General features: G+C 31.9%; 22 protein-coding genes. 19 read left to right on the top strand and 3 right to left on the bottom strand.

Annotation, left to right across the window (positions count from 1 at the left end):
- Positions 1-19: 19 nt before the first annotated feature.
- Together ACNQF9_RS06600 and hutH are read right to left on the bottom strand one after the other, a co-directional pair.
- The gene (locus ACNQF9_RS06600; RefSeq protein WP_417960296.1) at positions 20-664 is read right to left on the bottom strand and encodes a DUF47 domain-containing protein; all 645 of its coding nucleotides are present in this window, start codon (positions 662-664) and stop codon (positions 20-22) included.
- A 49-nt stretch (positions 665-713) separates the two neighbouring features.
- Positions 714-2,228 (bottom strand): histidine ammonia-lyase, encoded by a 1,515-nt coding sequence (gene hutH, locus ACNQF9_RS06595; protein WP_417989890.1) that lies wholly within the window; start codon positions 2,226-2,228, stop codon positions 714-716.
- A gap of 719 nt (positions 2,229-2,947) precedes the next feature.
- Between hutH and thrA the strand changes: the two genes are divergently transcribed.
- The 4 genes from thrA (at position 2,948) to ACNQF9_RS06575 (ending at position 9,882) form a co-directional block, all read left to right on the top strand.
- Positions 2,948-5,395: a bifunctional aspartate kinase/homoserine dehydrogenase I gene (gene thrA / locus ACNQF9_RS06590; protein WP_417960298.1), complete on the top strand. Its 2,448-nt coding sequence runs from the start codon at positions 2,948-2,950 to the stop codon at positions 5,393-5,395.
- 106 nt (positions 5,396-5,501) lie between these two features.
- Positions 5,502-6,422, top strand: a complete 921-nt coding sequence (locus ACNQF9_RS06585) for a homoserine kinase (protein ID WP_417960299.1) — start codon at positions 5,502-5,504, stop codon at positions 6,420-6,422.
- 138 nt (positions 6,423-6,560) lie between these two features.
- Positions 6,561-7,850, top strand: coding sequence for a threonine synthase (gene thrC / locus ACNQF9_RS06580; protein ID WP_417989889.1), 1,290 nt, complete (start codon positions 6,561-6,563; stop codon positions 7,848-7,850).
- 622 nt (positions 7,851-8,472) lie between these two features.
- Positions 8,473-9,882: a hypothetical protein gene (locus tag ACNQF9_RS06575; RefSeq protein WP_417960301.1), complete on the top strand. Its 1,410-nt coding sequence runs from the start codon at positions 8,473-8,475 to the stop codon at positions 9,880-9,882.
- A 63-nt stretch (positions 9,883-9,945) separates the two neighbouring features.
- Here ACNQF9_RS06575 and ACNQF9_RS06570 read toward each other — a convergent pair whose 3' ends face one another.
- The gene (locus ACNQF9_RS06570; RefSeq protein ID WP_417960302.1) at positions 9,946-10,854 is read right to left on the bottom strand and encodes an SH3 domain-containing protein; all 909 of its coding nucleotides are present in this window, start codon (positions 10,852-10,854) and stop codon (positions 9,946-9,948) included.
- A gap of 693 nt (positions 10,855-11,547) precedes the next feature.
- Here ACNQF9_RS06570 and ACNQF9_RS06565 point away from each other — a divergent pair.
- From ACNQF9_RS06565 to ACNQF9_RS06495, 15 genes are all read left to right on the top strand, one after another.
- Positions 11,548-11,997 (top strand): ferritin-like domain-containing protein, encoded by a 450-nt coding sequence (locus ACNQF9_RS06565; protein ID WP_417989888.1) that lies wholly within the window; start codon positions 11,548-11,550, stop codon positions 11,995-11,997.
- A 252-nt stretch (positions 11,998-12,249) separates the two neighbouring features.
- Complete coding sequence (locus tag ACNQF9_RS06560) at positions 12,250-12,444, top strand: hypothetical protein (protein ID WP_073355583.1); 195 nt, start codon at positions 12,250-12,252, stop codon at positions 12,442-12,444.
- Positions 12,445-13,158: 714 nt separating this feature from the next.
- Positions 13,159-13,527 carry a DUF892 family protein gene (locus ACNQF9_RS06555; RefSeq protein ID WP_417989887.1) on the top strand — a complete coding sequence of 123 codons (369 nt, stop codon included), beginning with the start codon at positions 13,159-13,161 and terminating at the stop codon, positions 13,525-13,527.
- A gap of 3 nt (positions 13,528-13,530) precedes the next feature.
- The gene (locus ACNQF9_RS06550) at positions 13,531-14,913 is read left to right on the top strand and encodes an NAD-dependent succinate-semialdehyde dehydrogenase (protein ID WP_417989886.1); all 1,383 of its coding nucleotides are present in this window, start codon (positions 13,531-13,533) and stop codon (positions 14,911-14,913) included.
- Positions 14,914-15,467: 554 nt separating this feature from the next.
- Complete coding sequence (locus ACNQF9_RS06545; protein ID WP_417960306.1) at positions 15,468-16,556, top strand: alkene reductase; 1,089 nt, start codon at positions 15,468-15,470, stop codon at positions 16,554-16,556.
- 58 nt (positions 16,557-16,614) lie between these two features.
- Positions 16,615-17,676, top strand: a complete 1,062-nt coding sequence (locus tag ACNQF9_RS06540; RefSeq protein ID WP_417989885.1) for a class I fructose-bisphosphate aldolase — start codon at positions 16,615-16,617, stop codon at positions 17,674-17,676.
- 331 nt (positions 17,677-18,007) lie between these two features.
- Positions 18,008-18,481 (top strand): Dps family protein, encoded by a 474-nt coding sequence (locus ACNQF9_RS06535; RefSeq protein WP_417960308.1) that lies wholly within the window; start codon positions 18,008-18,010, stop codon positions 18,479-18,481.
- Between the two features lie 23 nt (positions 18,482-18,504).
- A complete protein-coding gene (locus ACNQF9_RS06530) occupies positions 18,505-18,642 on the top strand; it encodes a hypothetical protein (RefSeq protein WP_417989884.1) in 138 nt (45 codons plus the stop codon).
- A 286-nt stretch (positions 18,643-18,928) separates the two neighbouring features.
- Positions 18,929-20,311 carry an OmpA family protein gene (locus ACNQF9_RS06525; protein ID WP_417989883.1) on the top strand — a complete coding sequence of 461 codons (1,383 nt, stop codon included), beginning with the start codon at positions 18,929-18,931 and terminating at the stop codon, positions 20,309-20,311.
- A 329-nt stretch (positions 20,312-20,640) separates the two neighbouring features.
- Positions 20,641-20,976 carry a hypothetical protein gene (locus ACNQF9_RS06520; RefSeq protein ID WP_417960310.1) on the top strand — a complete coding sequence of 112 codons (336 nt, stop codon included), beginning with the start codon at positions 20,641-20,643 and terminating at the stop codon, positions 20,974-20,976.
- A gap of 54 nt (positions 20,977-21,030) precedes the next feature.
- The gene (locus tag ACNQF9_RS06515) at positions 21,031-21,252 is read left to right on the top strand and encodes a hypothetical protein (protein ID WP_417960311.1); all 222 of its coding nucleotides are present in this window, start codon (positions 21,031-21,033) and stop codon (positions 21,250-21,252) included.
- A gap of 116 nt (positions 21,253-21,368) precedes the next feature.
- On the top strand, positions 21,369-21,809 hold the full coding sequence (locus ACNQF9_RS06510) for a hypothetical protein (RefSeq protein WP_417989882.1): 441 nt from the start codon (positions 21,369-21,371) through the stop codon (positions 21,807-21,809).
- A gap of 124 nt (positions 21,810-21,933) precedes the next feature.
- On the top strand, positions 21,934-22,389 hold the full coding sequence (locus ACNQF9_RS06505) for a PA2169 family four-helix-bundle protein (RefSeq protein WP_417960313.1): 456 nt from the start codon (positions 21,934-21,936) through the stop codon (positions 22,387-22,389).
- Positions 22,390-22,584: 195 nt separating this feature from the next.
- Positions 22,585-23,376: an MlaE family ABC transporter permease gene (locus ACNQF9_RS06500; protein WP_417960314.1), complete on the top strand. Its 792-nt coding sequence runs from the start codon at positions 22,585-22,587 to the stop codon at positions 23,374-23,376.
- A gap of 1 nt (position 23,377) precedes the next feature.
- Positions 23,378-24,154, top strand: coding sequence for an ABC transporter ATP-binding protein (locus ACNQF9_RS06495; protein ID WP_417960315.1), 777 nt, complete (start codon positions 23,378-23,380; stop codon positions 24,152-24,154).
- Positions 24,155-24,171: the final 17 nt, after the last annotated feature.

The following is a 24,171-nucleotide window of genomic DNA, read 5'->3' as shown; positions in this document are numbered from 1 at the left end:
CAGAATAAAACCGATTGAATTAAGAATGTTTAACAGCAATTGATTCTAAAACACTCGCTACACTTTTACATTTATCCGCAGCAGTTTCTAAAACTGACAATACTTCTTTGTACTTTATAATGTTTTTAGCATCCGTTTCATTTTCAAATAGATCCAGAACTGCTTTATCATAAACATTATCTGATTTATTTTCTAATTTGTTGATTCTGACACATGCGTCGGTGATATTTTTTATTTTTTTCAAATCCCTTAATTCTTTCACAGCAACATCAATATTTTGACAGGCTTCAAGATTGATTTCGGTTAATTTACGTATTGATTTTGTAATTTTATCAACTTGATATAATCTCATTCTGCTTGCTGCACCATGAAGATTATCCGCCACATTATCAATAGAAGTAATTAAAGAATGTATATCTTCTCTATCAAATGGAGTAATAAAATTTCTACTCAATTCAAGACTCGTTTGACGGGTTATATCCTCTCCTTTTTGCTCTAGGGTATCAATTTTTTGAAAAAGATCCTCACGTTCCTTCAAAGGAAGATTTACAGCTTCGTGCAGGTTTGTCGCTATTTCAATTAAATTGCTAGATGCTTGTTCAAAAAGTGGAAAAAACTTTTTATCTTTAGGAACCAAAAATTGGAAAAAATTATTTATGTTCATTTCATTAAAATTTAGTTTGGCAAAATTACTTGATTATTAACGGCTAATGTTAAGCTAATATTAACAAATCACTCTCTATTTGAAAAGTATTTAAAAACAAAACCGTCTTCTCAATATCATAATGCAAAATCCGATCTTCTTTGATTAATGGAACATCTTTGCGATACGCTCCTAAAAACATTTTAATAAAATCACTGGATAATAATGGTTTTCTGTATTCGATTGCTTGTGAGGCGTTCATCAACTCAATCGCTAAAATTCGCTCTAAATTATCTAAAACTCGCAAAGCTTTTGTTGCGGCATTTGCTCCCATGCTCACATGATCTTCTTGTCCGTTACTAGATACAATACTATCAATGCTCGCAGGAGTTGCTAATTGTTTGTTTTGACTTGCAATACTAGCTGCTGTATATTGCGGAATCATCAACCCGGAATTCAATCCTGGATTATCTACCAAGAAAGCCGGAAGACTTCTGGAGCCCGAAATCAGCTGATAGGTCCTTCTTTCGGAAATACTCCCTAATTCTGCCAAAGCAATTGCCATAAAATCTAAGGCTAAAGCCAAAGGCTGTCCGTGAAAATTTCCTCCTGAAATGATTTGATCACTTTCAATAAATATATTGGGATTGTCGGTAACTGAATTGATTTCTGTCTTAAACACTTTTCTTACATATTCGATTGCATCTTTTGAAGCACCATGCACTTGTGGCATACATCGAAAAGAATAAGGATCTTGAACGTGCGTTTTGGGCTGTTCGATAATTTCGCTACCGTCCAGAAAGCCTTTAATGCGGTTTGCAGTTACAATTTGACCTTTATGAGGTCTAATAAAATGTATTAATTCATTAAAAGGCTCTATTCTTCCATCAAACCCTTCAAGGGAAATTGTTCCTATTAAATCAGCCAAATAAGAAAATTTGCTGACTTTCATTAAGATATGTACTCCATAGGCACTCATAAACTGTGTTCCGTTTAATAAGGCCAATCCTTCCTTAGATTGTAACACTATTGGTTCCCAATCAAAATGCTTTAAAACGTCACTAGAATGCACTTTCTTTCCTTCAAAATAAACCTCTCCTTCCCCTAACAATGGTAACGATAAATGAGCCAAAGGCGCTAGATCTCCTGAAGCCCCAAGCGAACCTTGTGTATAAACTACGGGCAGAATATCATTATTATAAAACGCAATCAAGCGCTCTACCGTTTGTAATTGAATTCCGGAATAACCATAACTTAATGATTGAATTTTTAGCAATAACATCAGTTTCACAATCTGGGCAGGTACTTCATCACCTGTTCCGCACGAATGCGATTTTACTAAATTTTCCTGTAATTTTGATAAATTTTCGCTAGATATCTTAACATTACAAAGCGATCCAAAACCTGTATTTATACCATAAATGGGATCCGAATGCGAAGCCAATTTTTTGTTTAAATAATCACGACATTTCTCAATATTAATTTTTGCTTCTTCAGACAGTGCCAAAGATTTATGATGCGAAACAATTTCTTCTAATGCTTCAAGGCTAAGTAATTCAGTACTAATATAATGTATGTTATCCATTTTGATCGTGTTTAAAAAGTAAAAATGAATAAATCTTTATAAATACGCAACATTTATTGATAATAATTTAAACTTTACAGTTAAACAAAACCTAATAATAAATTTCATGTAAATATTCACATGGGACCTAGAATAGCTATAATTTTAATTGCTCCCTTTTTTCTTCTTTAAAATATTATACAAACCTTCACCTTTTAAATATAGACAAGTTCAGCCTAATTTGAATGCAACACAAGCATCAATTGAATCAATTGACTAAAATAAAACTATATTTGAATTATATTCAACCTTTGTAAAAAGAACTAAATTATACGAATAACTCCATTACGCACATCATAAATCACTCAATATTTAATTATCCGCAAATAGCACTTATAATTTTAAAATATTCGCAAAAACACAATTAAACCTCTAGTTTTTTGCGAAAAACTGTACTTTTGGATTATCAAAATGGTAAACAATAAAACAACATATCACTCTTCGATAACAACTCAAATTTGGGTTGATACTGCTGTTAAGTCTACTACTACTTCTACTACCCCATTGGGGTAAACCTTTCACATATAATCCTAATTATCTATTTTTTCTGAAGAAAGAAAGTTCTTGGGTGTATAACAAACGGTTGTTTTTTCAGAAAAACAACACATACAATTAAATTGTCAGCCTGTCACAAATAAAAAATGGCGATTCCCTATTACATAAAAAACAAATAACTTCGTATGAAAGTATTAAAATTTGGCGGAACTTCGGTTGCCAATGCACAAAACATAAAACTAGTTTTAGCTATTATTAGCCATAAAGCACAAGAAGAAAAATTAATAGTTGTGGTTTCTGCTTTCAGTAAAGTTACTGATTTACTCCAAATTGCATCCCAAAAAGCAGCAGCTGGAGATGAAGGCTTTAAAGATATTCTTGCCGATATAGAGAAAAAACATTTAGACGCTCTCAAAGAACTTATTCCCATAAACCAACAAAGTAGCCTTTTGAGCCATATCAAAAGAATTATCAATCATTTGGAAACCTTATTGGATGGATGTTATCTTTTAGGAGAGTTATCAACCAGAACTTCCGATACAATTTTAAGTTTTGGCGAATTATTGTCGTCCTATATTATTGCCGAGGCGTTAAAACAAAATCTAAAAAACTGTAGTTATAAAGACAGTCGCGAACTGATAAAAACCAACAATCGTTTTGGAAAAGCTGTGGTTAATTTTGACATTTCTAATAAATTAATCATTGATTTTTTTGCTTCAAATGAAAATCAGGTAGTGGTCATGCCCGGATTTATTGCTGCCTCCTTGGACGGTATTAATACCACTTTAGGTCGCGGTGGATCCGATTATACTGCAGCCATTATTGCTGGAGCAATGCATGCAAATGACTTGGAAATATGGACAGACGTCAACGGAATGTTTACAGCCAATCCAAAAATTGTAAAACAAGCGCAACCCATTGCGTTTATTTCCTATCAGGAAGCGATGGAGTTATCCCATTTTGGTGCCAAGGTTTTATATCCGCCAACGATTCAACCGGTTTTGAAAAAAAATATTCCAATCTTAATCAAAAACACTTTTGAACCTGGAGCCGTAGGAACATATATTTCAAATCAAGAAATAGTCCAATCTAATCCTATAAAAGGAATTAGCCATATTGATCACATTACATTGATTACGCTTGAAGGATCAGGAATGATTGGAGTTTCCGGTTCATCTAAAAGGCTTTTTGAGGTATTATCACATAAAAATATTAATGTGATTTTTATTACTCAAGCCTCATCTGAACATTCAATTTGTATCGGAATTCTAAATTCAGATGCAAATGTAGCCGAAGATGCAATTAACAAAGCTTTTGAAGTGGAAATTTTACAAAATAAAATAGAACTTTGTATTGTTGAAAAAAACCTTTGTATCATTGCTTTGGTTGGCGAAAATATGAAAAATCATCAAGGTTTAAGCGGTCGAATGTTTAGTACTTTGGGCAAAAATAACGTGAACATCCGTGCGATTGCTCAGGGAGCTTCCGAAAGAAATATTTCGGCAGTAATCAATGAAAGAGATGTAAAGAAAGCATTGAATTCATTACATGAAAACTTTTTCGAAGAAAACACCAAACAATTGAATCTATTTGTGATGGGCGTTGGAAACGTGGGGGAGAAATTCATTGAACAAATTCACCAACAAAAAAAATTCCTAAAAGACAATCTAAAAATAAACCTACGTGTCATTGCTTTGTCAAACTCTAGGAAAATGTATTTCGACGAAGATGGAATTTCTCTTAAAGATTGGCAATTTGCATTAGAAACTGGGGAACCCGCAGATAAAGAAAAATTTATTTCTAATGTAAAAGAACTCAATCTTCGCAATAGTATTTTTGTCGATATCACTGCAAATGAAAGCGTATCGAAAACGTACGAGCAGTACTTAAAACGAAACATTGCCGTAGTAACTTGCAACAAAATCGCTTGCGCCTCCGAGTACGACAATTATAAAAACCTTAAAAAATTATCCAGACAATTCAATGCACCTTTTCTTTTTGAAACTAATGTTGGAGCTGGGTTACCAATCATAGATACGTTAAAAAATCTTGTTGCCTCAGGAGACAAGGTCAATAAAATACAAGCTGTTTTATCTGGAAGCCTAAATTTTATTTTTAATAATTTTGATAAAAACACTACTTTTCATGACGTTGTTAAAGAAGCTGGTGTACAAGGATTTACAGAGCCGGACCCTAAGATTGATTTGAGTGGAATTGATGTAGCAAGAAAGATATTAATTCTGATACGAGAAAGCGGTTACAAAATGGAAATTGACGAAATAACTAACGAATCGTTCTTACCAGCAGAATGTTTAAATACGACCTCAAATGAAGCTTTTTTTGAATCCTTATTGAAGCATGAGCCCCATTTTGAAACTATTTATAACGAAGCATCAAGTAACGATTCTCGATTAAAATATGTAGCGCAATTCGAAAACGGAAAAGCAAATGTTGGTCTACGATTCATCCCGAAAGACCATCCTTTTTACAATCTGGAAGGAAAAGATAATATCGTACTATTCTTTACAGATCGTTATCTAGACCAACCATTAATTATAAAAGGAGCCGGTGCAGGAGCTGCAGTTACCGCATCGGGTATATTTGCTGATGTGATTAGAATTGGAAACATATAAATAAGTAGTAAAGTCGAATGTTGTAAAGTCTAAAAGGAGCCTCTTGATTTTATATTCATTCCAAAGACTTTACCACTCTATGACTTTAGACTTTAAGACTCGTATTATGAATGAAATAAAAATATTTTGCCCAGCCACAATCGCTAATCTTTCCTGTGGATTTGATGTCCTTGGACTGTGCTTAGAAACTGCGGGTGACGAAATGATTATCCGAAAATCAGATAAAAAAGGGATTCGCATCACTAAAATTGTAGGTGCAGACTTGCCCTTAGAAACTAAAAAAAATGTAGCTGGCGTATCTGCTTTGGCAATGCTAGAAGCGATAGAAACCGACTTTGGGTTCGAAATTGAAATTTACAAACACATCAAAGCAGGTAGCGGAATTGGTAGCAGTGCCGCAAGTTCAGCTGGTGCTGTTTTTGGAATCAATGAATTACTGGGACGCCCATTTACAAGAAAAGAATTAGTACAATTTGCAATGCAAGGTGAAAAACTAGCCAGCGGAAATGCACATGCTGATAACGTGGCTCCAGCCCTTTTAGGCGGATTTACGTTGGTAAGAAGTTATAATCCTTTGGATATTATCAAAATTGAAAGTCCATCTGAATTGTATGCTACTGTAGTACATCCTCAAATTGAGTTGAAAACCTCGGATGCTCGTTCCGTATTAAAGCAAACTGTTTCCTTGAAAAGTGCGATTGTGCAATGGGGAAATGTGGGGGGATTAATTGCTGGTCTTTACACTAAAGATTACGAATTAATCGGGCGCTCGTTGCATGACGAAATTGTCGAACCGTTGCGCAGTGTCTTGATTCCCGGATTTGATTTAATCAAGCATACGGCATTAGCAAACGGAGCCTTAGGTTCCGGGATTTCGGGTTCAGGCCCTTCAATTTTTGCGCTAAGCAAAGGAAGAGAAACTGCTGATAAGATCGCAAAAGCTATGAGTGTAGTATACGATTCAATGAATTTACCATACGAAATTCACGTTTCTAAGGTAAATGATGAAGGAATGAAAATAATATAATTCCTTGATCAGAGAAGGGGAAATAAAAAGAAATAAAAATAGTAATTTTAAAATTACAATAAACACGTTCTAAATCCAGTTTCGTCTCCCTTCCCTTTGGGAAGGGTTAGGTTGGGGATTCTAAAATTAATATAACTAATGAAATATTACAGTTTAAACCATAACGCACCCAAAGTTTCTTTCCGAGAAGCCGTAATCCAGGGATTAGCAACTGATAAAGGATTGTATTTTCCAGAAACAATTACCCCTTTAACTTCTGTTTTTTTTGACACTATCGAAAATTTAAGTCATGAAGAAATCGCTTTTGAGGCAATCAAACAATTTGTGGGTAACGAAATCCCAGCAGACACTTTAAAACTAATCATTGCCGAAACGTTATGCTTTGATTTTCCTTTAATCGAAGTCGAAAAAGATATGTATTCCTTAGAATTGTTTCATGGTCCGACCATGGCTTTCAAAGATGTAGGCGCACGATTCATGTCACGTTGTCTGGGTTATTTCAATAAAGATAATAAAGATAGTAAAAACACAGTTCTCGTAGCTACCTCTGGAGATACAGGTGGTGCGGTAGCCAGTGGTTTCCTTGGCGTAAAAGGCGTTGAAGTAATTATCCTGTATCCTTCAGGAAAAGTAAGTGATATTCAAGAACGGCAATTGACCACATTAGGTCAAAATATTAAAGCACTTGAAGTAGATGGTGTTTTTGATGATTGTCAGGATATGGTGAAGAAAGCTTTTCTTGACGAAAGTTTAACACATAGAAATCTAACTTCGGCAAATTCAATTAATATTGCGCGCTGGTTGCCTCAGATGTTTTATTTTTTCTTTGCCTATAAGGCTTTAAAAAAGCAAAACAAAACATTTGTATTCTCTTGCCCAAGTGGTAATTTTGGAAATGTTTGTGCGGGAATCATTGCTAAAAAAATGGGATTGCCTATTGAACATATTGTAGCCGCTACAAATGTAAATGATACCGTACCACGATTTCTAGAAAACGGAATTTACGACCCTAAGCCTTCTATTGCCACTATTTCGAATGCGATGGATGTGGGAAATCCAAGTAATTTTATCCGAATTCAGGAAATGTATCAAAATGATGTAAAACAGTTCAAAAAAGATTTTTCTTCGTTTATGTTCTCTGATGAGGAAACTATTAATGCAATGAAAACCATATACGATATCGACGGTTACATCACAGAACCCCACGGAGCAATAGGTTATTTGGGATTACAAAAAGAATTACAAAACCATCCGAATGCAATTGGTATTTTCTTAGAAACTGCGCACCCTATTAAGTTTTTGGATACGGTAGAACCAATCTTAAACGTAAAATTGCCGATTCCTTCGCAAATTAAAAGTGTTTTAGGAAAGAGAAAAGTAAGCGTGAAAATTAAAAATTATCAGGAACTAAAAGCTTTTTTGGCGTAAAAATTCTCCTAAATTAACACTAGTATGATTTGATAAATTTTAAAGTAACAAGGTCAAAATAAGACTAAAAATTAAACCGCAGATTTAAAAATTAAATTCTTCCAAACGAAACAAATAATTCAGAAAGCTGACACGAAATTTTAGTATTTAAAGCCATTTTTAAGAATTGTAATTTTTGTCTACTGAAAAAATGACAAAATCCATTTCAACTGTTTGTTTATACTTAAATAAACCTATTAATAGAGTGACCATAAGAATGAGTTTTAGAATAACAAATAGTAATCTTGCCCATTTTAGTCTCCAATTTTAAATATATAATTATGAGTAATTTAGGGGTAACAAAAACAATAAATTTCGAGGCAAAAAAATAAAATTCCAGATCTGAAAATATTCTTTGAATATGATTTATATTATACCTAGTTTTGCACGAAAATTAAGTAGTATATCTTTAGGTCTTGTATGAATACAAAAATACAAACCACACAAAAAAATGACTAAGTATCTAATACCTTATTTGAATCTTATCTATAAAATTCAATGAATTAAAAATACTTCAAAAAACTACCTGATAAAGTAGCTTCCCATATCAACATAATTTATTAAAAGAAGGAGAAAAAAGTTTATGACGGATCATAGCATGAATGCTGTTAGTTTTGAAATTGAATTATTGGATAAGCACAAAGATTATAGGAATCAATATAAATCAAATGATTTGTATTGGGGCGTAGGAATCGAAAACGAATGTTATTTAGAGTTTGAAAATCATCGCGTGGTGGACAAACATTTTTTGCTAAACAGAGGACTTCGTGAAAAATATAGTGTAAATCATTTTAACAATTACAAAGAAAACATATTCAATACTTCATTACAAAAAATATTATCCGATAAAGAATACTATTTACCAGTGCTAATGAACTCCCATTCGTTTACAAAAACGGACATCAATAATCAGCATAAAACTTTTGACCCCATTGATAACGAACCAAATCCAGAATATTCAGGGGAAAGTATCTTTGAAATACTTCAAAAAAGCAATCCTTATTTTATAGATGAACTTCAAAAAGAATTCATTTTTGATGGTGATACTGTCGAGTTTGTTACGCAAAAATTTTACAAAACAGATGTTGATTCCGTTATTACTGAACTTGCTACAATTAAACAAGGCTTTATAAATAATTTACAAAATGCCTTTCAAAAAGATAAAATCTTTACGGAATATGGCGCTATAAAAATATGTTCTGAAAACCATCCCTTTGCTATATTTATTTCAAACAACACTAATTATTCTGTTTTTAATAATATGACCTATCATTTCAATTTAACTATTCCAACTGAGTTAAATAAGGAAGGTGAAATTAAAGACAAAATAGATTTTATAAAAAAACATCAGAGAGCTATTCGATTATTTCAATGGTTGAGCCCCTTGTTTATGATAAAATTTGGTTCATCCGATTATTTATCCCATCATGACAGCAGTGTCAATTTAACTAAAGCATCTCAAAGATGTGCTATGTCAAGATACATTGGGGTGGGTACATATGATACCAATGTAATGAAAACCGGGAAAATTGTTCAAATGAATTTTAATGAACACCCCATGCATGAGAATCCAATGTGGTGGGTGAATCGCTATTCTGAAATATCAGATTACGAAAAAATTGATAAAATTGGGCTTGATATCAATTTCCACAAGCACAAAAATCATGGCATTGAGTTTAGAATATTTGATTATTTCAACGAAAAATACTTACAAGAAGTTTTGAATTTTCTTGTTTTTATAATGGATCATGCCTTATTGAACGAAATCGAAAATCCAATTTGTGATTTGGAGTGGAATAACTTTGTCTATGAATCTATAATACATGGCAAAGAAACCTGTGTACCATCAAACCTTATTCTCCTTTTAGAAGACATGTTGTCTATTAAAATAGAATCTAATGATCCTATACTAATTTACGAACAAATATACAGCAGCTTACATGATACCTATTACAAAGAAGGTTTTTGCAGCTCTTTGTTAATTAAAAAATAAGTGACAAACACTATACTTCTTGTTGCCCTATGACAGCAAGAAGTACACTATTTAAAGGTTTTACTAGTCATGATAATAAAAAATAGCAGAGGCATATCCTTTTTCCTGCTCTTTATTGTTCCACCAATCTTTTCTTATTTCTGAAAAATAATTATAATTATCAGCGCCTGCTTGGGACTGTAATGGATAAATCACCTTGCCGTCTTTCCTGTAGGCCTTGTATGTATCAGTTTCTGGCACTACCACTACAATATGTCCCGATTTATTCAAAATTAGTCTTTTGGCACAAATGATACCTACTCCACCATTAGCATTTACTTTCTTTTGAAGTTCATCTACATCCTCAATCCTTACCCATCCAAACTCATTCCCAGATTGTATAAACCAATCATAAATGTAATTTGAATAAAAAGGCTTTACAGTATCATCAAAAACCAATGCAACTTCGTTCCCTTTCTCAAGCTGCGCAATTGCCTTATCAGTCCATCTGAGTCTGGGGATATATACCTTGGCAAAAAAACAATAGTCAAATGTGTAAATATTACAATAGGTATCCGAAGCATCTTTCTGATACCTGAAACTATTTGAAACATCCAGCGCCTTTATTATGTTTCCAATTGAAATCAACTTAGATTCCGTACTTGTTAAATCCCTAAAAGGGATGGAAGTATCATCAATAGGTTTGTACGTTTCTTCCTTATTGTTTAGACTTGCTTTAGCACTTAGTTCAAAATTAGGAATTTCAATATCTATACTTTTTACGTTGGTTTCAACAACGGCCTCGATATCTTTATAAAACACAAAACCCTCTTTTTCAGTATTTAAAAGTTTTACTTTCCACCAATCTGGTGTCGTTTTCTCAATTAATTTTACGGTATGCCTAAAAGGTATTTGTATTAAAATTTTGGAATTATTTTGCGTTGCCGGTAAATCTCTGAGATTTAATGACGGGGAAGTGACTCTATATTTCATACTAATCAGTTAATTATAAATGATTCTGGAGCCAAAATACTAAAAACAACCAAGAAAGTATCAAAGAAAACGATTATTTTTAGTGCTTTTTATTATTTTGAGGTTAAGTACTAATTGATTCCACAGTATTCTGAGACAACAAAAATTTTAACTAGGCATCTGTTTTTTCTTTAATAAATTCAAAACTCAATCCTACCAATGGATACTTATTTATTTGAATTGGTAGTAAGGGACTATCTTTTACTTATAAATAACTTACTTTTCCTGATATAATATAATTTATTTACTTTTCTAATTTTATTCTTGTATTTAGGTTACTACAATTTATAAATAATTTTTTAAGAAATGTATGGTACAAACAGAATGAAAAGTCAATAGTTTTAATGTTAAAAAAGCCAAAAATTTGGTTCTCAATTTAAACTGAAAAGTTACGTTCAGTTTTAACCGAAAATAGTGGTTAATTTACATTGGAACTGGGATTGTCAATTTGAAGGTTTTTCAAATATCAAATTTATTTTAATTATAATAAAAAAAAATTATTAGCCATTATAAATTTACCCTTTCACACACTAAATCAGCAACTTACAATATGCGAATGTTATAATAAAAAATAATAATTGTGTAAAAATCAAACCTTCATTTGTTCTCATCTTTGTATCGTTAAACTTAATTATCAATCTAAATACTAAAAAGATGAATACTGAAAAATCAATTAGCATAATAAATTCTCTTATTCAAATCAATAATGATAGAATTGAAGGTTATGAAACTGCTTCAAAAGAAGCGGATGAAACAGACTTAAAAACACTATTTTCTCATTTTACAGAAACCAGTTTAAAATGCAAAGCTGAACTTGTTGCTGAAGTAAAAAAATTAGGAGGAGAACCTAAAGAAGGAACTACAACTTCCGGTAAATTTTACAGAGTTTGGATGGACATCAAATCGGCAATTACAGGCAGCGATAGAAAAGCAATCATTAATTCTTGTGAATATGGAGAAGATGTAGCTGTTCAGACCTATCTAGATGCTTTGAAAGAAAGCGAGAACTTATCTCCAGATCAGGTCATGATGCTCAAGCAACAACATTTACTTATAAAAGCGGATCACGATAAAGTGAAGCACTTAAAAGATATCATGGAGTAAGTTACATCCTTCCGATCAGCAACAGTATTTATCTAAACCACTAAATAATATGTACATTTCTGGTTCCGCAAGTGTAAATGATATAAGTTTTTTAAAAAATTTTATAACATTTAGCATCAATAATCATAATATATTTGCTAAATAGTTATAACTTTAATAAAAAAAGAGATAATTATTTTGAAATGCATTTTTTAAATCAATTTGATTAAAAATTGATTTAAAAAAAGAAATATAAATCTTAAAAAAAAAATTATGAATCTTAAAAGAATCTTTGGAGCATTACTTACTGCTCTTGGAATAGGTGGTCTTATTTACACTGCAGTTATATTTGCAGGAACATCAGGTGAAACTAGAGATGTAAAATCGCTAATTATTTATGGTATCCTTGGAATTATTTTCTTTGTTTCTGGAATTAGCTTAGTTCGTACTACTAAAGACGAATCATAAATTTTAGTTCCGAAAAAGTTAGATTGCAAAACAATTTAAGTGCAATTCAAACGATTAGAAAAAATTTGCAACAATATGCTCTTTAGATTCTCTTTGCTTTTCTAGCAGAGAGAATTTATTTTATATACAATACAACCATCCTTTGCTTGCTAAATATTTAATATATAAAAATATTTAGCATTATATAATTGAAAATCAGGTATTTGTTACATAAATTATACTTAAATTTAATAATTATAATTTTATTGTAAAAAAAGTGAATTTAATAAATTCACTTTTCTATTTCTAAATTAATACTGCCTTTTATGAAATAAAAAAGAGCCCTGTTAATTAATCCATATTGGTAAGCTTTAATAAAATATTACATGTCATTGAAGCTCTAAAAAAATTACACTATTTAGGAATTGACGTTTATAATTATTCAAGACGATTTAATTCAACACTTTAATCGCTTTCAAGCGTATTAATTATTCGAAAATTAAGGTTTTTTATTAAGGAAGCATTGAATCAAATTACCTCAACAACTTTAAAAAAACTTACTGATTTTGAAGAGGATTTTCCATTCCAAGACGAACTGAAATATTAAATAGGTATATTAACTTTCCAAACTTATATATGTGAATTTTACAATTTCTCTTTAATATTATGTAATGAATACCAAGCTATTAAGGCTCAACTTTACAATATTGAACTACGGTCTATAAATTTAAACAAATGAAAAGTACAATCACTAAATCGGATAGAAAAGCCATGCTAAAAAAAGGGAAAGGAAATTCAGACCAAACAACTCCTGAAACTAATAAAAGTTGTCGTAATGTTTTTGTTGAGGAATTAAAAGAAATTTACTTGACAGAAAAAGCACTCATCATCTCGATTCCTATAATGATCCAGAATGCCGCTACTGATGAATTAGTAAAAGCACTAAAAGTCCATTTGGATTTTACATTACAACATATAAAACGCCTTGAGGATTTTTTTAATTCAATAGGAGAAACAGAAATCATATTAAAATACGAGGCAATGTACGGATTAAACATACCTGAAAACCTACAAAAAAAACCGATTAACCCTTCTAAAAAATAAAAAATGGCTATTCAAACTGTTAATCCTAATACTAATAAAGTCGAACGAACATTTGATGAAATGACGGATGAAGTTGTAGATCTGTTAATTGCGCAATCTGCTGAAACATTCGTTACATGGAAAGAAAAAAATTATGAAAGCCGTGCTCAAATATTACATAAAGTCGCATCATTAATGCGAGAGAAAAAAGAATCATTGGCTAAAATAATAACCCAAGAAATGGGTAAACTAATAGCTCAAGCCGAAAGTGAAATTCTATTAAGTGCCGCTATTTTTGATTATTATGCAACTCATGCTGCAAAATTTCTGGAAGACAAACATTTAGAGCCTACAACGGGCAGTGCATATATCCGTTGCAGTCCAATAGGCGTACTATTTGGAGTGGAACCATGGAATTTTCCATTTTATCAAGTTGCCCGGTTTGCAGCACCTAACCTAATGGTAGGAAATACAGTACTTGTCAAACATGCCTCCATGGTGCCACAATGTGCTTTAGCCATTGAAGCTCTATTCCAAGAAGCAGGTGCTCAAAAAGGACTTTACACCAACTTATTCATATCCGCAAAACGTGCCACTTCCCTAGTTTCAGACAAGAGAATTAAAGGCGTTTCATTGACAGGAAGCGAAGAAGCTGGCGCAAGCATAGCCGCTGAAGCAGGTAAAAATTTAAAAAAATCAGTATTGGAATTGGGCGGTAGTGATGCTTTCATTATTCTTGAAGATGCAGATATAGATAAAGTAGTCGAATGGGCGGTAGTGGGTCGAATTAATAACAACGGTGAGTCTTGTGTTGCATCTAAAAGGTTTATAGCCTTAGAGGCAGTTGCAGACGAGTTTATTGAAAAATTCAAAGAAAAACTATCCAATTTAATTGTAGGAGACCCAATGGATCCTAAAACGCAATTAGGACCAATGAGCAGTGAAGAAGCCGCTGTGCATATTATTGACCAAATTAGAAAATCTGTGGATGCAGGAGCTACTCTTTTATTAGGAGGTACACGTTCTGATTTGCCGGGTGCTTTTGTCCAACCAACAATATTAACTGATTTAAAGCCAGAAATTCCGGCTTATTATGAAGAAATATTTGGTCCGGTAGCTTCTTTCTACCGTGTAAAGGATGAGGAATCAGCGATTATTTTAGCTAATGATTCTGATTTTGGACTTGGTTGTTCTATATTCAGTCAAGATATAGCTCGTGCGGAACGTATTGCGGATAAAATTGATACTGGAATGGTATTTATAAACCATCCAACCGGAACTCAGCCGGATTTACCTTTTGGAGGTACAAAAGGTTCTGGATATGGTAGAGAACTATCCGAATTAGGAATCCATGAATTTGTAAATAAAAAATTAATTCGCATTAGCGACATTTCGGATCCATTATAAATTTAAAGTAGAACATAGAATAGCAATACATTCTGTTAGGTAACATTTTTTCTGGTTTGCCAGATTGGCGTAACGGCATCAAGAACATAGGGGTTTTCCAATCTTCCGCCTATGACCAACGAAATGGTACACGAGCTTGATAACCGTTAATCAGAGTATAAATAAAAATGTTACCTAACTTTTTTAAAAAATAAAATTACTTTCAAACTAACGAGTAAATTCTCAATCAATAATTCTGATACACTAGTAATTATTTTATGTTGTTAGTAATACTTTAAAGATTTAGTTTAAGAATTATTGTACAATGGAGAAATATACTACCATTAAATTCGCTGTAGGTATTTACTGCAAGTATTTAAAAAATATCTTCAAATACATGTAACCAAACAACTAAAAATTCCAATTAAATAAATTCTAAGAGAAGAGCTATCCAATAGTTGTTTCAACCAGAACTTAGGAGATGCTAATTGCTTATTAACGACTATTGCATTATTATAATTTTAAAATCAGTTAAATATAAGTACCTTTATAACAACACCTTAAGAATTATTAAAATGAAAAAAAATAATTTATTTACACCAATAAAACTGGGTTCAATCGATTTGAAAAACAGAATTGTAATGGCACCAATGACCAGATGCAGAGCGATTGGAAATGTACCCAATGAACTAATGGCTAAATATTATAATCAACGTTCAAGTGCTGGCTTAATCATAACTGAAGGAACATCACCATCACCTAACGGATTAGGCTATGCTAGAATTCCTGGGATTTTTAATGCCGAACAAGTCGAAGGATGGAAAAAAACTACAGCTGCTGTTCATAAAAGTGGTGGGAAAATAATAGTGCAACTAATGCACTCCGGAAGGATTAGTCATCCGCTAAACATGCCCAAAGGCACTCAAATACTTGCACCCTCCCAAGTAAAAGCAGCGGGACAAATGTGGACGGATACTAATGGTTTACAGGATTTTGTTGTTCCCAATGAAATGACTCTTCAAGATATTTTACATGCCAAAACAGAATATATTTCTGCTGCAGAAAATGCCCTATTTACAGGATTTGATGGTGTAGAATTACATGCTGCCAATGGATATTTATTGGAAGAATTTCTCTCGCCAGTAAGTAATATACGAACCGATAAATATGGAGGAAGTATAGAAAATCGATGTAAATTTGTCATAGAAGTAGTTACAGCAGTGGCTCAGGCCATTGGAAAAGAAAAGACCGGAATACGATTATCTCCTTATGGAGTAGCAAGCGATATGCCCCATTATCCTGAAATTGAAGCCACTTACGATTACTTATCTAAAGAACTGAACAAGTTGGAAATTGCTCACATTCATCTTGTAGATCATTCCGGTATGGGTGCCCCAGCTGTCCCTTTGGAAATAAAAAAATTAATCCGTGATAACTTCCAGAATACTTTAATTAGTTGTGGCGGTTATAGTAAAGAAAGTGCCGAAGAAGCCCTAGAAACAGGACTTGCTGATCTTATCGCTTTTGGAAGACCTTTTATTAATAATCCAGATTTAGTAGATAGATTTCAAAATAATTGGCCCTTATCTCAAGACCTCAACATGGATTTATTTTATACTGCTGATGAAAAAGGATATACAGATTATTCTGTTTATAAATCTTAACTCAGCCCAATCGTGACTTTTTAAATATTTTTTTTATACCAATTACACCAAATTGACAATGAAAGATATATCCCAATTACTCACTTTATTAGGCGATGAGAAAGACACTTTGTTAAACCACGTTTGTAAAACAATTCCAAAAGATCTGATTAATTTGCCCAATCCGGCTACTATTGATACCTTTTTTTTACAAAGCAATCGAAATGGACAAACCATTCGGAGTTTAACGCAACTCTACCACCATGGCCGACTTTCAGATACTGGCTATCTTTCCATTTTACCAGTAGACCAGGGAATTGAGCATACTGCGGGAAGCTCTTTCGCTGTAAATCCATTGTATTTTGATCCAGAAAATATTATCAAGCTAGCTATTGAAGCAGACTGTAATGCTGTTGCCTCGACAATGGGAGGTCTTGCAATGCTATCAAGAAAGTATGCTCATAAAATTCCGTTTGTAGTAAAAATTAATCATAACGAATTAATGACGTATCCTAATAAATATAATCAAATCATGTTTGGAAACGTCCGAAACGCTTGGAATATGGGAGCTATAGCTATAGGAGCTACAGTATACTTTGGGTCTGCCGAATCCGACAGGCAAATCATAGAAGTAGCAAAGGCTTTTGAAGAAGCTCATAGTTTAGGTATGGCAACAATACTTTGGTGTTACTCTAGAAATGATGCTTTTATAAAAGAGGGAATTGATTATAATTCAGCCGCTGACATAACAGGTCAGGCAAATTATCTAGGCGTTTCAATTCAGGCAGATATCATTAAACAAAAATTACCATTGCTTAATGGTGGTTTTACTTCTATAAAATTTGCCAAGACTAATCCCGATATGTACACCAAATTATCCAGTGCTCACCCTATAGATTTATGCCGTTATCAGGTTATAAATTGTTATTCTGGTCGTATTGGGATGATTAATTCTGGTGGCGAATCAAAAGGGGATAGCGATTTAGCAGAAGCTATAAAAACAGCTGTAATAAATAAAAGAGCGGGTGGAGCAGGAATGATAATGGGCCGAAAAGCTTTTCAACGCCCCTTTAGCGATGGCGTAAAACTTATACATGCCGTACAAGAAATTTATTTAGCTAAAGAAATTTCAATAGCCTAACGCACATATTTAGGTAGTATTTACTCTTGTACCATTTAAAATATTCTTTAGAAAATGTTTGATACAATAGAACCTAATTCTTTTGGAACTGTTTTTCTTTAAATTAATTTATTACAAAAAAACATATTTATTAATCACAACGGTTGGTTTTCTAATTGTTAGAATAAGAACAGGTGTGAAATATATAACTTCTTAAAGTAATTTTATAATACTTTTTAAAAGCAATAAAATGAACTTTGTAACGTAAAATATTTATTAAAAGACAACTATTATTAATTGTTTAAATTAATATTATTTTACAAAAATAGTCTACAACTAAAACATAGAAAATATGAAAGTTCAAATTGGAATTACCGAAGCACATTTAAAAAACAGCATTTCAATACTATCTTCAATTTTAGCAAATGAAATGACTTTATATATAAAATTAAGAAAATTTCATTGGAACGTTTCTGGTCAAAGTTTCATGGAGCTACATAAATTATTTGAGGGTCAATATGTACAACTGGAGGAATCAATTGATGAAACGGCAGAACGTATTAGTAAGTTAGGTGGGAAGACTATTGGGACAATGAAAGAATTTTCAGAATTTACAATTATCAAAGAATCTCCTAATCAGTATCCTGAACAAAAGGAAATGCTACAAGAAGTATTAAAAGACCATGAAACCGTTATTATTCACCTGCGTAAAGATATTGACAAAAGCGCTGATGAAAACAAAGATGCCGGCACAGCTGATTTCCTTACAGGTTTACTACAAGCGCATGAAACAATGGCTTGGACATTGAGAAGATATTTAGAATAATTAAGAAATAAAATATAAATAAAATGGAAAATATAGAATCAGACGTTTATTTAGTCTCCAAAAGTCATTGCAGAGTGGGCAAAATAACTGCTAAAAAACGTTTTGAAGAAGTTAAATCAGTCCCTGAAACAGAAACCAAAACATACATTATAGAAAGATAAAAATCAGATCGTTTGCTCTTTATTTTTTATATTTAGCAGTAAAGCTTTCGGTTTCTTTTACAAATTAGAATCATTTAAAAAAAAATTTAAAACACTCTCATTTAGTGTTTTAAAAAAGTTTTTAAATGGTTTTTTTTTATCTATTAATATTTGATCAAATACTCATTTATCATTCAAACTAAAAAAATTATAGGTGTGAATGATACAAATTATAGATAAAGTTCTATAACAAATAATATATCCATGTTTATAACCTTTGTGTTAAATAATTTAACAATAAATTAATATGAAAAAGATCCTTTTACTATGTACATGCTTGGCATTTACAGTAATCTCAAAAGCCCAAACTGAAGACATGAAATGGAACGTTGGTCTTCATGGAGGAGTAACCCAATACCAGGGTGATTTAGGTAATAATTTTTACAAAACCAATAAGGCGTATTATGGTTTTGGCGGTATTTCTGTATCTAGATATTTAGGTCGCTATTTTGATTTAAATTTTTTAGCTTCAAAAGGAACAATTGGTTACAATAATAGTCCGAATGGAAGTTTCAAAAGTGATTTTAATTCGGTTGCATTAAATTTAAGATTTAACATGACAGGTCCAGAATCTATTGTGAGACCATATGCATTTGCAGGAGTTGGTGTTATTCTATTTGACAAAGACGTAAACTTTGATCAGGACAGGATTGATTATGCATTACCTACTGCAGGGGGTGGATTAAATTTTAGGTTGACTGATGTTATCACATTAAATTTACAAGAAACATTCAGTTTTTCTAATAAAGATAGAAGAGACGGTGTTGTAAATGGTAAAAAAGATGCATACTTATCGCACATGGCCGGTTTGACGTTCAATTTAGGAGAGAAAAAAGATGCTGATAATGATGGTGTAGCAGACCGTAAGGATACATGTCCTAATACTCCAGCTGGTGTAGTTGTTGATGAAAATGGCTGTCCATTAGACAGAGACAAAGACGGTGTAGCTGATTATTTAGATACTTGTCCAGATGTGGCAGGAATTGCCTCTCTAAATGGTTGTCCTGATAGTGATAAAGATGGGGTTGCTGATATAAATGATAAATGTCCAGATACTAAAATGGGGACCAAGGTAGATGCTACAGGTTGCCCTATGGATAATGACAAAGATGGAATAACAAATGATTTAGATCGTTGTCCCGATGCTGCAGGACCAATGAGTTTAAATGGTTGTCCAGATACTGATGGAGATGGGGTAGCAGATATTGATGACCGATGCCCTACTGTAAAAGGCACAATGGAAAACAAAGGTTGTCCTGAAATTACAAAACAAGATGTAGAGAGAATTACTTACTTAGGAAGTAAAATATTTTTTGAAAATAATAGTGCTAAATTAAAAGTGGGTTCTTTAGTACAATTAGATGAATTAGTAAATTTAATCAATAAATATAGTGCCTCTAACTTAGTTATAGAAGGTCATGCTGACAGCAATGGTAGTGATACTTTTAATTTAGAATTATCTCAAAAACGTACTGAATCCGTTAAAAACTATTTAATGGAAAAAGGGGTTTCAGGATCGAGAGTAACTGCAATTGGATACGGAGAAAGTAAACCTATTGCAAGCAATGGTACTGCTTTAGGACGTGCAAAAAACAGAAGAGTTGAGTTGAAAATGACCTACGAAAAATAGTAGGACCAGATTAAATTTTCATTATATAGGCTTAGGGCTGTTGGAAACGACAGCCCTTTTTTATGAAGGCATTAAAAATAAAAATCGAATTCAAATTTTTCATGAGTAAAGCTCCTCTTTTTTGAATGTTTTAAAAGTAACAATTTCCCCTATATTCCAAATTAATTTTGCTTTGTTTTGTTTTTTATTAGAAGATTAAGAGTAAAATTATATAATTTTTATCTAAATTTATATAACAATTAAACACTTGAACTTTAGAACTTTATATTTTATTAATATTTATTAAATGTTAAACCACGTAACATTAATAAATCCAAAAATAGATAATCATGTCAGCAACAAAAAAATTAGGAATTTGGATGGATCATTCGTTTGCACATTTAATGGAATTTACATCCAAACATTTTGAGATTGAAACAATTGAAGCTAAATTTTTAAACAACGAAAAAAAACAACGTTACGACTACTACAAAAAAATTGGGGAAGCCATAAAAAATTACAAACGTGTAATTTTGTTTGGTCCTACTAATGCGAAAGTTGAACTTTTTGATCTTTTGAGTGAAGATGAGCGATTTCTTAAAATTAAATTCGAAATAAAAGAGACTGATAAAATGACAGCAAATCAGCAACATAATTTTGTTAAAGAATATTTTTCGGGCGTCTAATTTTAGCTTTTTAAAATTACTTTAAGAAAAATTAACTTTAAAATAATTAAAGAAATGAAAACTAAAACTATAGGGATTTTACTGATTATTTTGGGGATATTCATGTTGCTCTACAACAGCTTCAATTTTACAACTACAGAAAAAGTTGTAGACATAGGTCCTATAAAAATAAATAAAGAAGTCAATCATCCCATAGCCTTATCTCCTTTAGTAGGAATAATACTTGCTGCGGGTGGTATTGTTTTGTTAGTAATGAGTAGTAAAAAAAGTACTTAAAAAAAATAATTTCATTTTTATTTAACGTAAATAATATAACATTTTAAAATATTTATATAACAAATTTTACTGCTTTCAGTATGAAATTTGTTATGTAAACATTTTAAAAACACACAATGGTAATTCAATACAATTTAGACATAAAAAAAATATTCTTTGGCTTTTTAACCATATTCATTTTGCTATCACTTGTTTCATGTGGAAAAAATATTGCTTTTCAAAACTCCTCTATAGTCCCTGCTGCGCAAGGCAATGTGAGTATCAAAAAAGACAGCAATAAAAATTATTCAATAAAAATTAAAATATTAAATCTAGCAGAGGTAAACAGATTGCAACCTCCAAAAAATGTTTATGTAGTTTGGATGGAAACTAAAGATGCGGTAGTCAAAAATATTGGACAAATTAAAAGCGACACAGCATTCTTTTCTTCAAAACTTAAAGCAGATTTTGAGACTGTCACATCATTTGAACCATCAAAAATATTTATTACCGCTGAAGAAGATGCCGATGTCAAATACCCGGGAATGCAGCTTGTTTTATCGACGAATAGATTTTAGATATATCTTCTATTACCATAAATATTTATTAGAATTAAGCGTGAATGAATACTTTTTATTAAACGTTAATTTTTTCTAGAAAAAGAAACCTAATTTTAGTTTATTTCACATAATAAAGAAAAGGATGAATACAGAAAAATCAATCTTAGTACTAAATAACCTCATTGAAATCAATAATGACAGAATTGAGATTTATAAAACCGCTTCAAAAGTAATTGAAGAAAATGATTTGAAAGATTTATTTTTTGAATTTCAAAAAACAAGTACAATTTTCAAATCAGAATTGGTTCAACAGGTCCATAAAATGGGAGGCACTCCTATTGATACAATCAAAAATAATGGATTATTTTTAAGAATTTGGATGAATTTTAAATCAATCCTAATCGAAAAAGGCAAAGAGGACCTCTTGAATACGCTTGAATACAATGAATTTGTTGCTATTAATAGTTATAAAAACAGTTTGTCTGACAATTTAGAGAATCTTACAGGCGAACTACATAGTATGCTTAAATCACAACAACTATTGCTGACAGCACATCATGATAAAGTAAAAAAATTAGGAGATTTGATGTTATCATAAAAAAGCTTAATTACTTTCGATTATTAATAATTTCTAGACTCTAATTTCATAGAGCTCTACTGCCCTATTCATATTGAAATAAAATATGATAACTATATAATTATAAAGAAACAGATTAACATTTTTCTTTCATAGTAATTTTAGTTTCAAAAAAACATCCAAATTAATTACAACCTAAAAATAATAAAATGATACATGAATACTATAGTAACAGCTAAAAAGGAAAGTTTAATTATCTATCTAAAAGATACTTTTAATGATGTGGGCCAAGTTACATTATTTGCTGCACGTTTTTTTAAAGAAGTAATTAAACCACCATATGAAATGAAGGAATTCATTAAACAGTGTTATATTATTGGTTATAAATCCTTACCCTTAGTAACTATTACAGGTTTTATTATGGGATTAGTACTTACACTACAGTCAAGACCTACTTTAGCCAAGTTTGGTGCTGAATCTTGGTTGCCAAGTATGGTAGCACTTTCACTTATTAGAGAAATAGCACCTGTAATAACAGCTTTGATATGTGCAGGTAAAGTTTCTTCCGGTATTGGTGCAGAATTGGGTTCGATGAAAGTGACAGAACAAATCGATGCTATGGAAGTATCAGCTATAAATCCTTATAAATACTTAGTTGTGACCCGTATTTTAGCTACAACACTTATGATCCCGCTTTTAGTTTTTTATGCTGATGGCATTGGGGTTTTAGGAGGGTATGTTGGAATTAACATTCACAGTGATGTTAACTTTTACAGGTATACCTCACAAGTGCTTGAATCAATTGCATTTTTAGATATTTTTCCAGCGACTATCAAAACTTTTTTCTTCGGCTTTTTCATTGGTATGATAGGATGTTATAAAGGATTTAATGCCGCAAATGGAACAGAGAGTGTAGGCAAAGCTGCTAACTCTGCTGTAGTCACTGCATCTCTTACCATATTTATTATTGACATGCTTGCGGTTCAAATAACTGATTTATTTTTCTAGTATGATAAATGAAAATAAAGTACTAAAACCAAATCCTATTCCTGAAACAAATTCTCCAGTAATAGAAATAAAAAACCTTTATAAATCCTTTGGGAAAAACGAGGTTTTAAAAGGGGTAAATCTAACCGTAAACAAGGGAGAAAACTTGGTTATTCTAGGAAAATCAGGGTCCGGTAAATCAATTACAATAAAATGTATTGTTGGACTTATAGGTATTGATAAAGGAGAAATAAATGTCTTTGGTACTGATATTGCGAAATTAGATCCTACTGCACTTAACGAAATTAGGATTAGAATTGGGTTTCTATTTCAAAATGCTGCCTTGTACGATTCTATGAGCGTTCGGGATAATCTTGGATTTACATTAAAACGTCATGCTAAAGATCTAACTCCAGAGGAAGTAGAAAATCAAATAAAAGAAATATTGGAAAGTGTAGGTTTGATTGAAGCTATTGATAAAATGCCTTCAGAATTATCAGGCGGTATGCGCAAAAGAATTGGTCTGGCAAGAACCCTAATTCTTAAACCGGAAATCATATTATATGATGAACCCACAACTGGATTAGATACAATAACATCAAGAGAAATCAGTGAATTAGTATTAGAAATCCAGAAAAAATACAAAACATCCTCTATCATCATTACGCATGACATGGCTTGTGCAAAACATACTAGTGATCGACTGATGATTTTAAAAGACGGTATCATTCATGCCGAAGGAACTTATGAAGAATTAGAAAAAAGTGACGATGAATGGGTTCGTTCCTTTTTCATTTAACCAATAAAACAAAAAAA

It is taken from the genome of Flavobacterium amylolyticum, from assembly GCF_048284335.1.
Classification (GTDB): domain Bacteria; phylum Bacteroidota; class Bacteroidia; order Flavobacteriales; family Flavobacteriaceae; genus Flavobacterium.
Note: the sequence above shows the minus strand (reverse complement) of the source record. Positions and strands in the feature narration are given on the sequence as shown.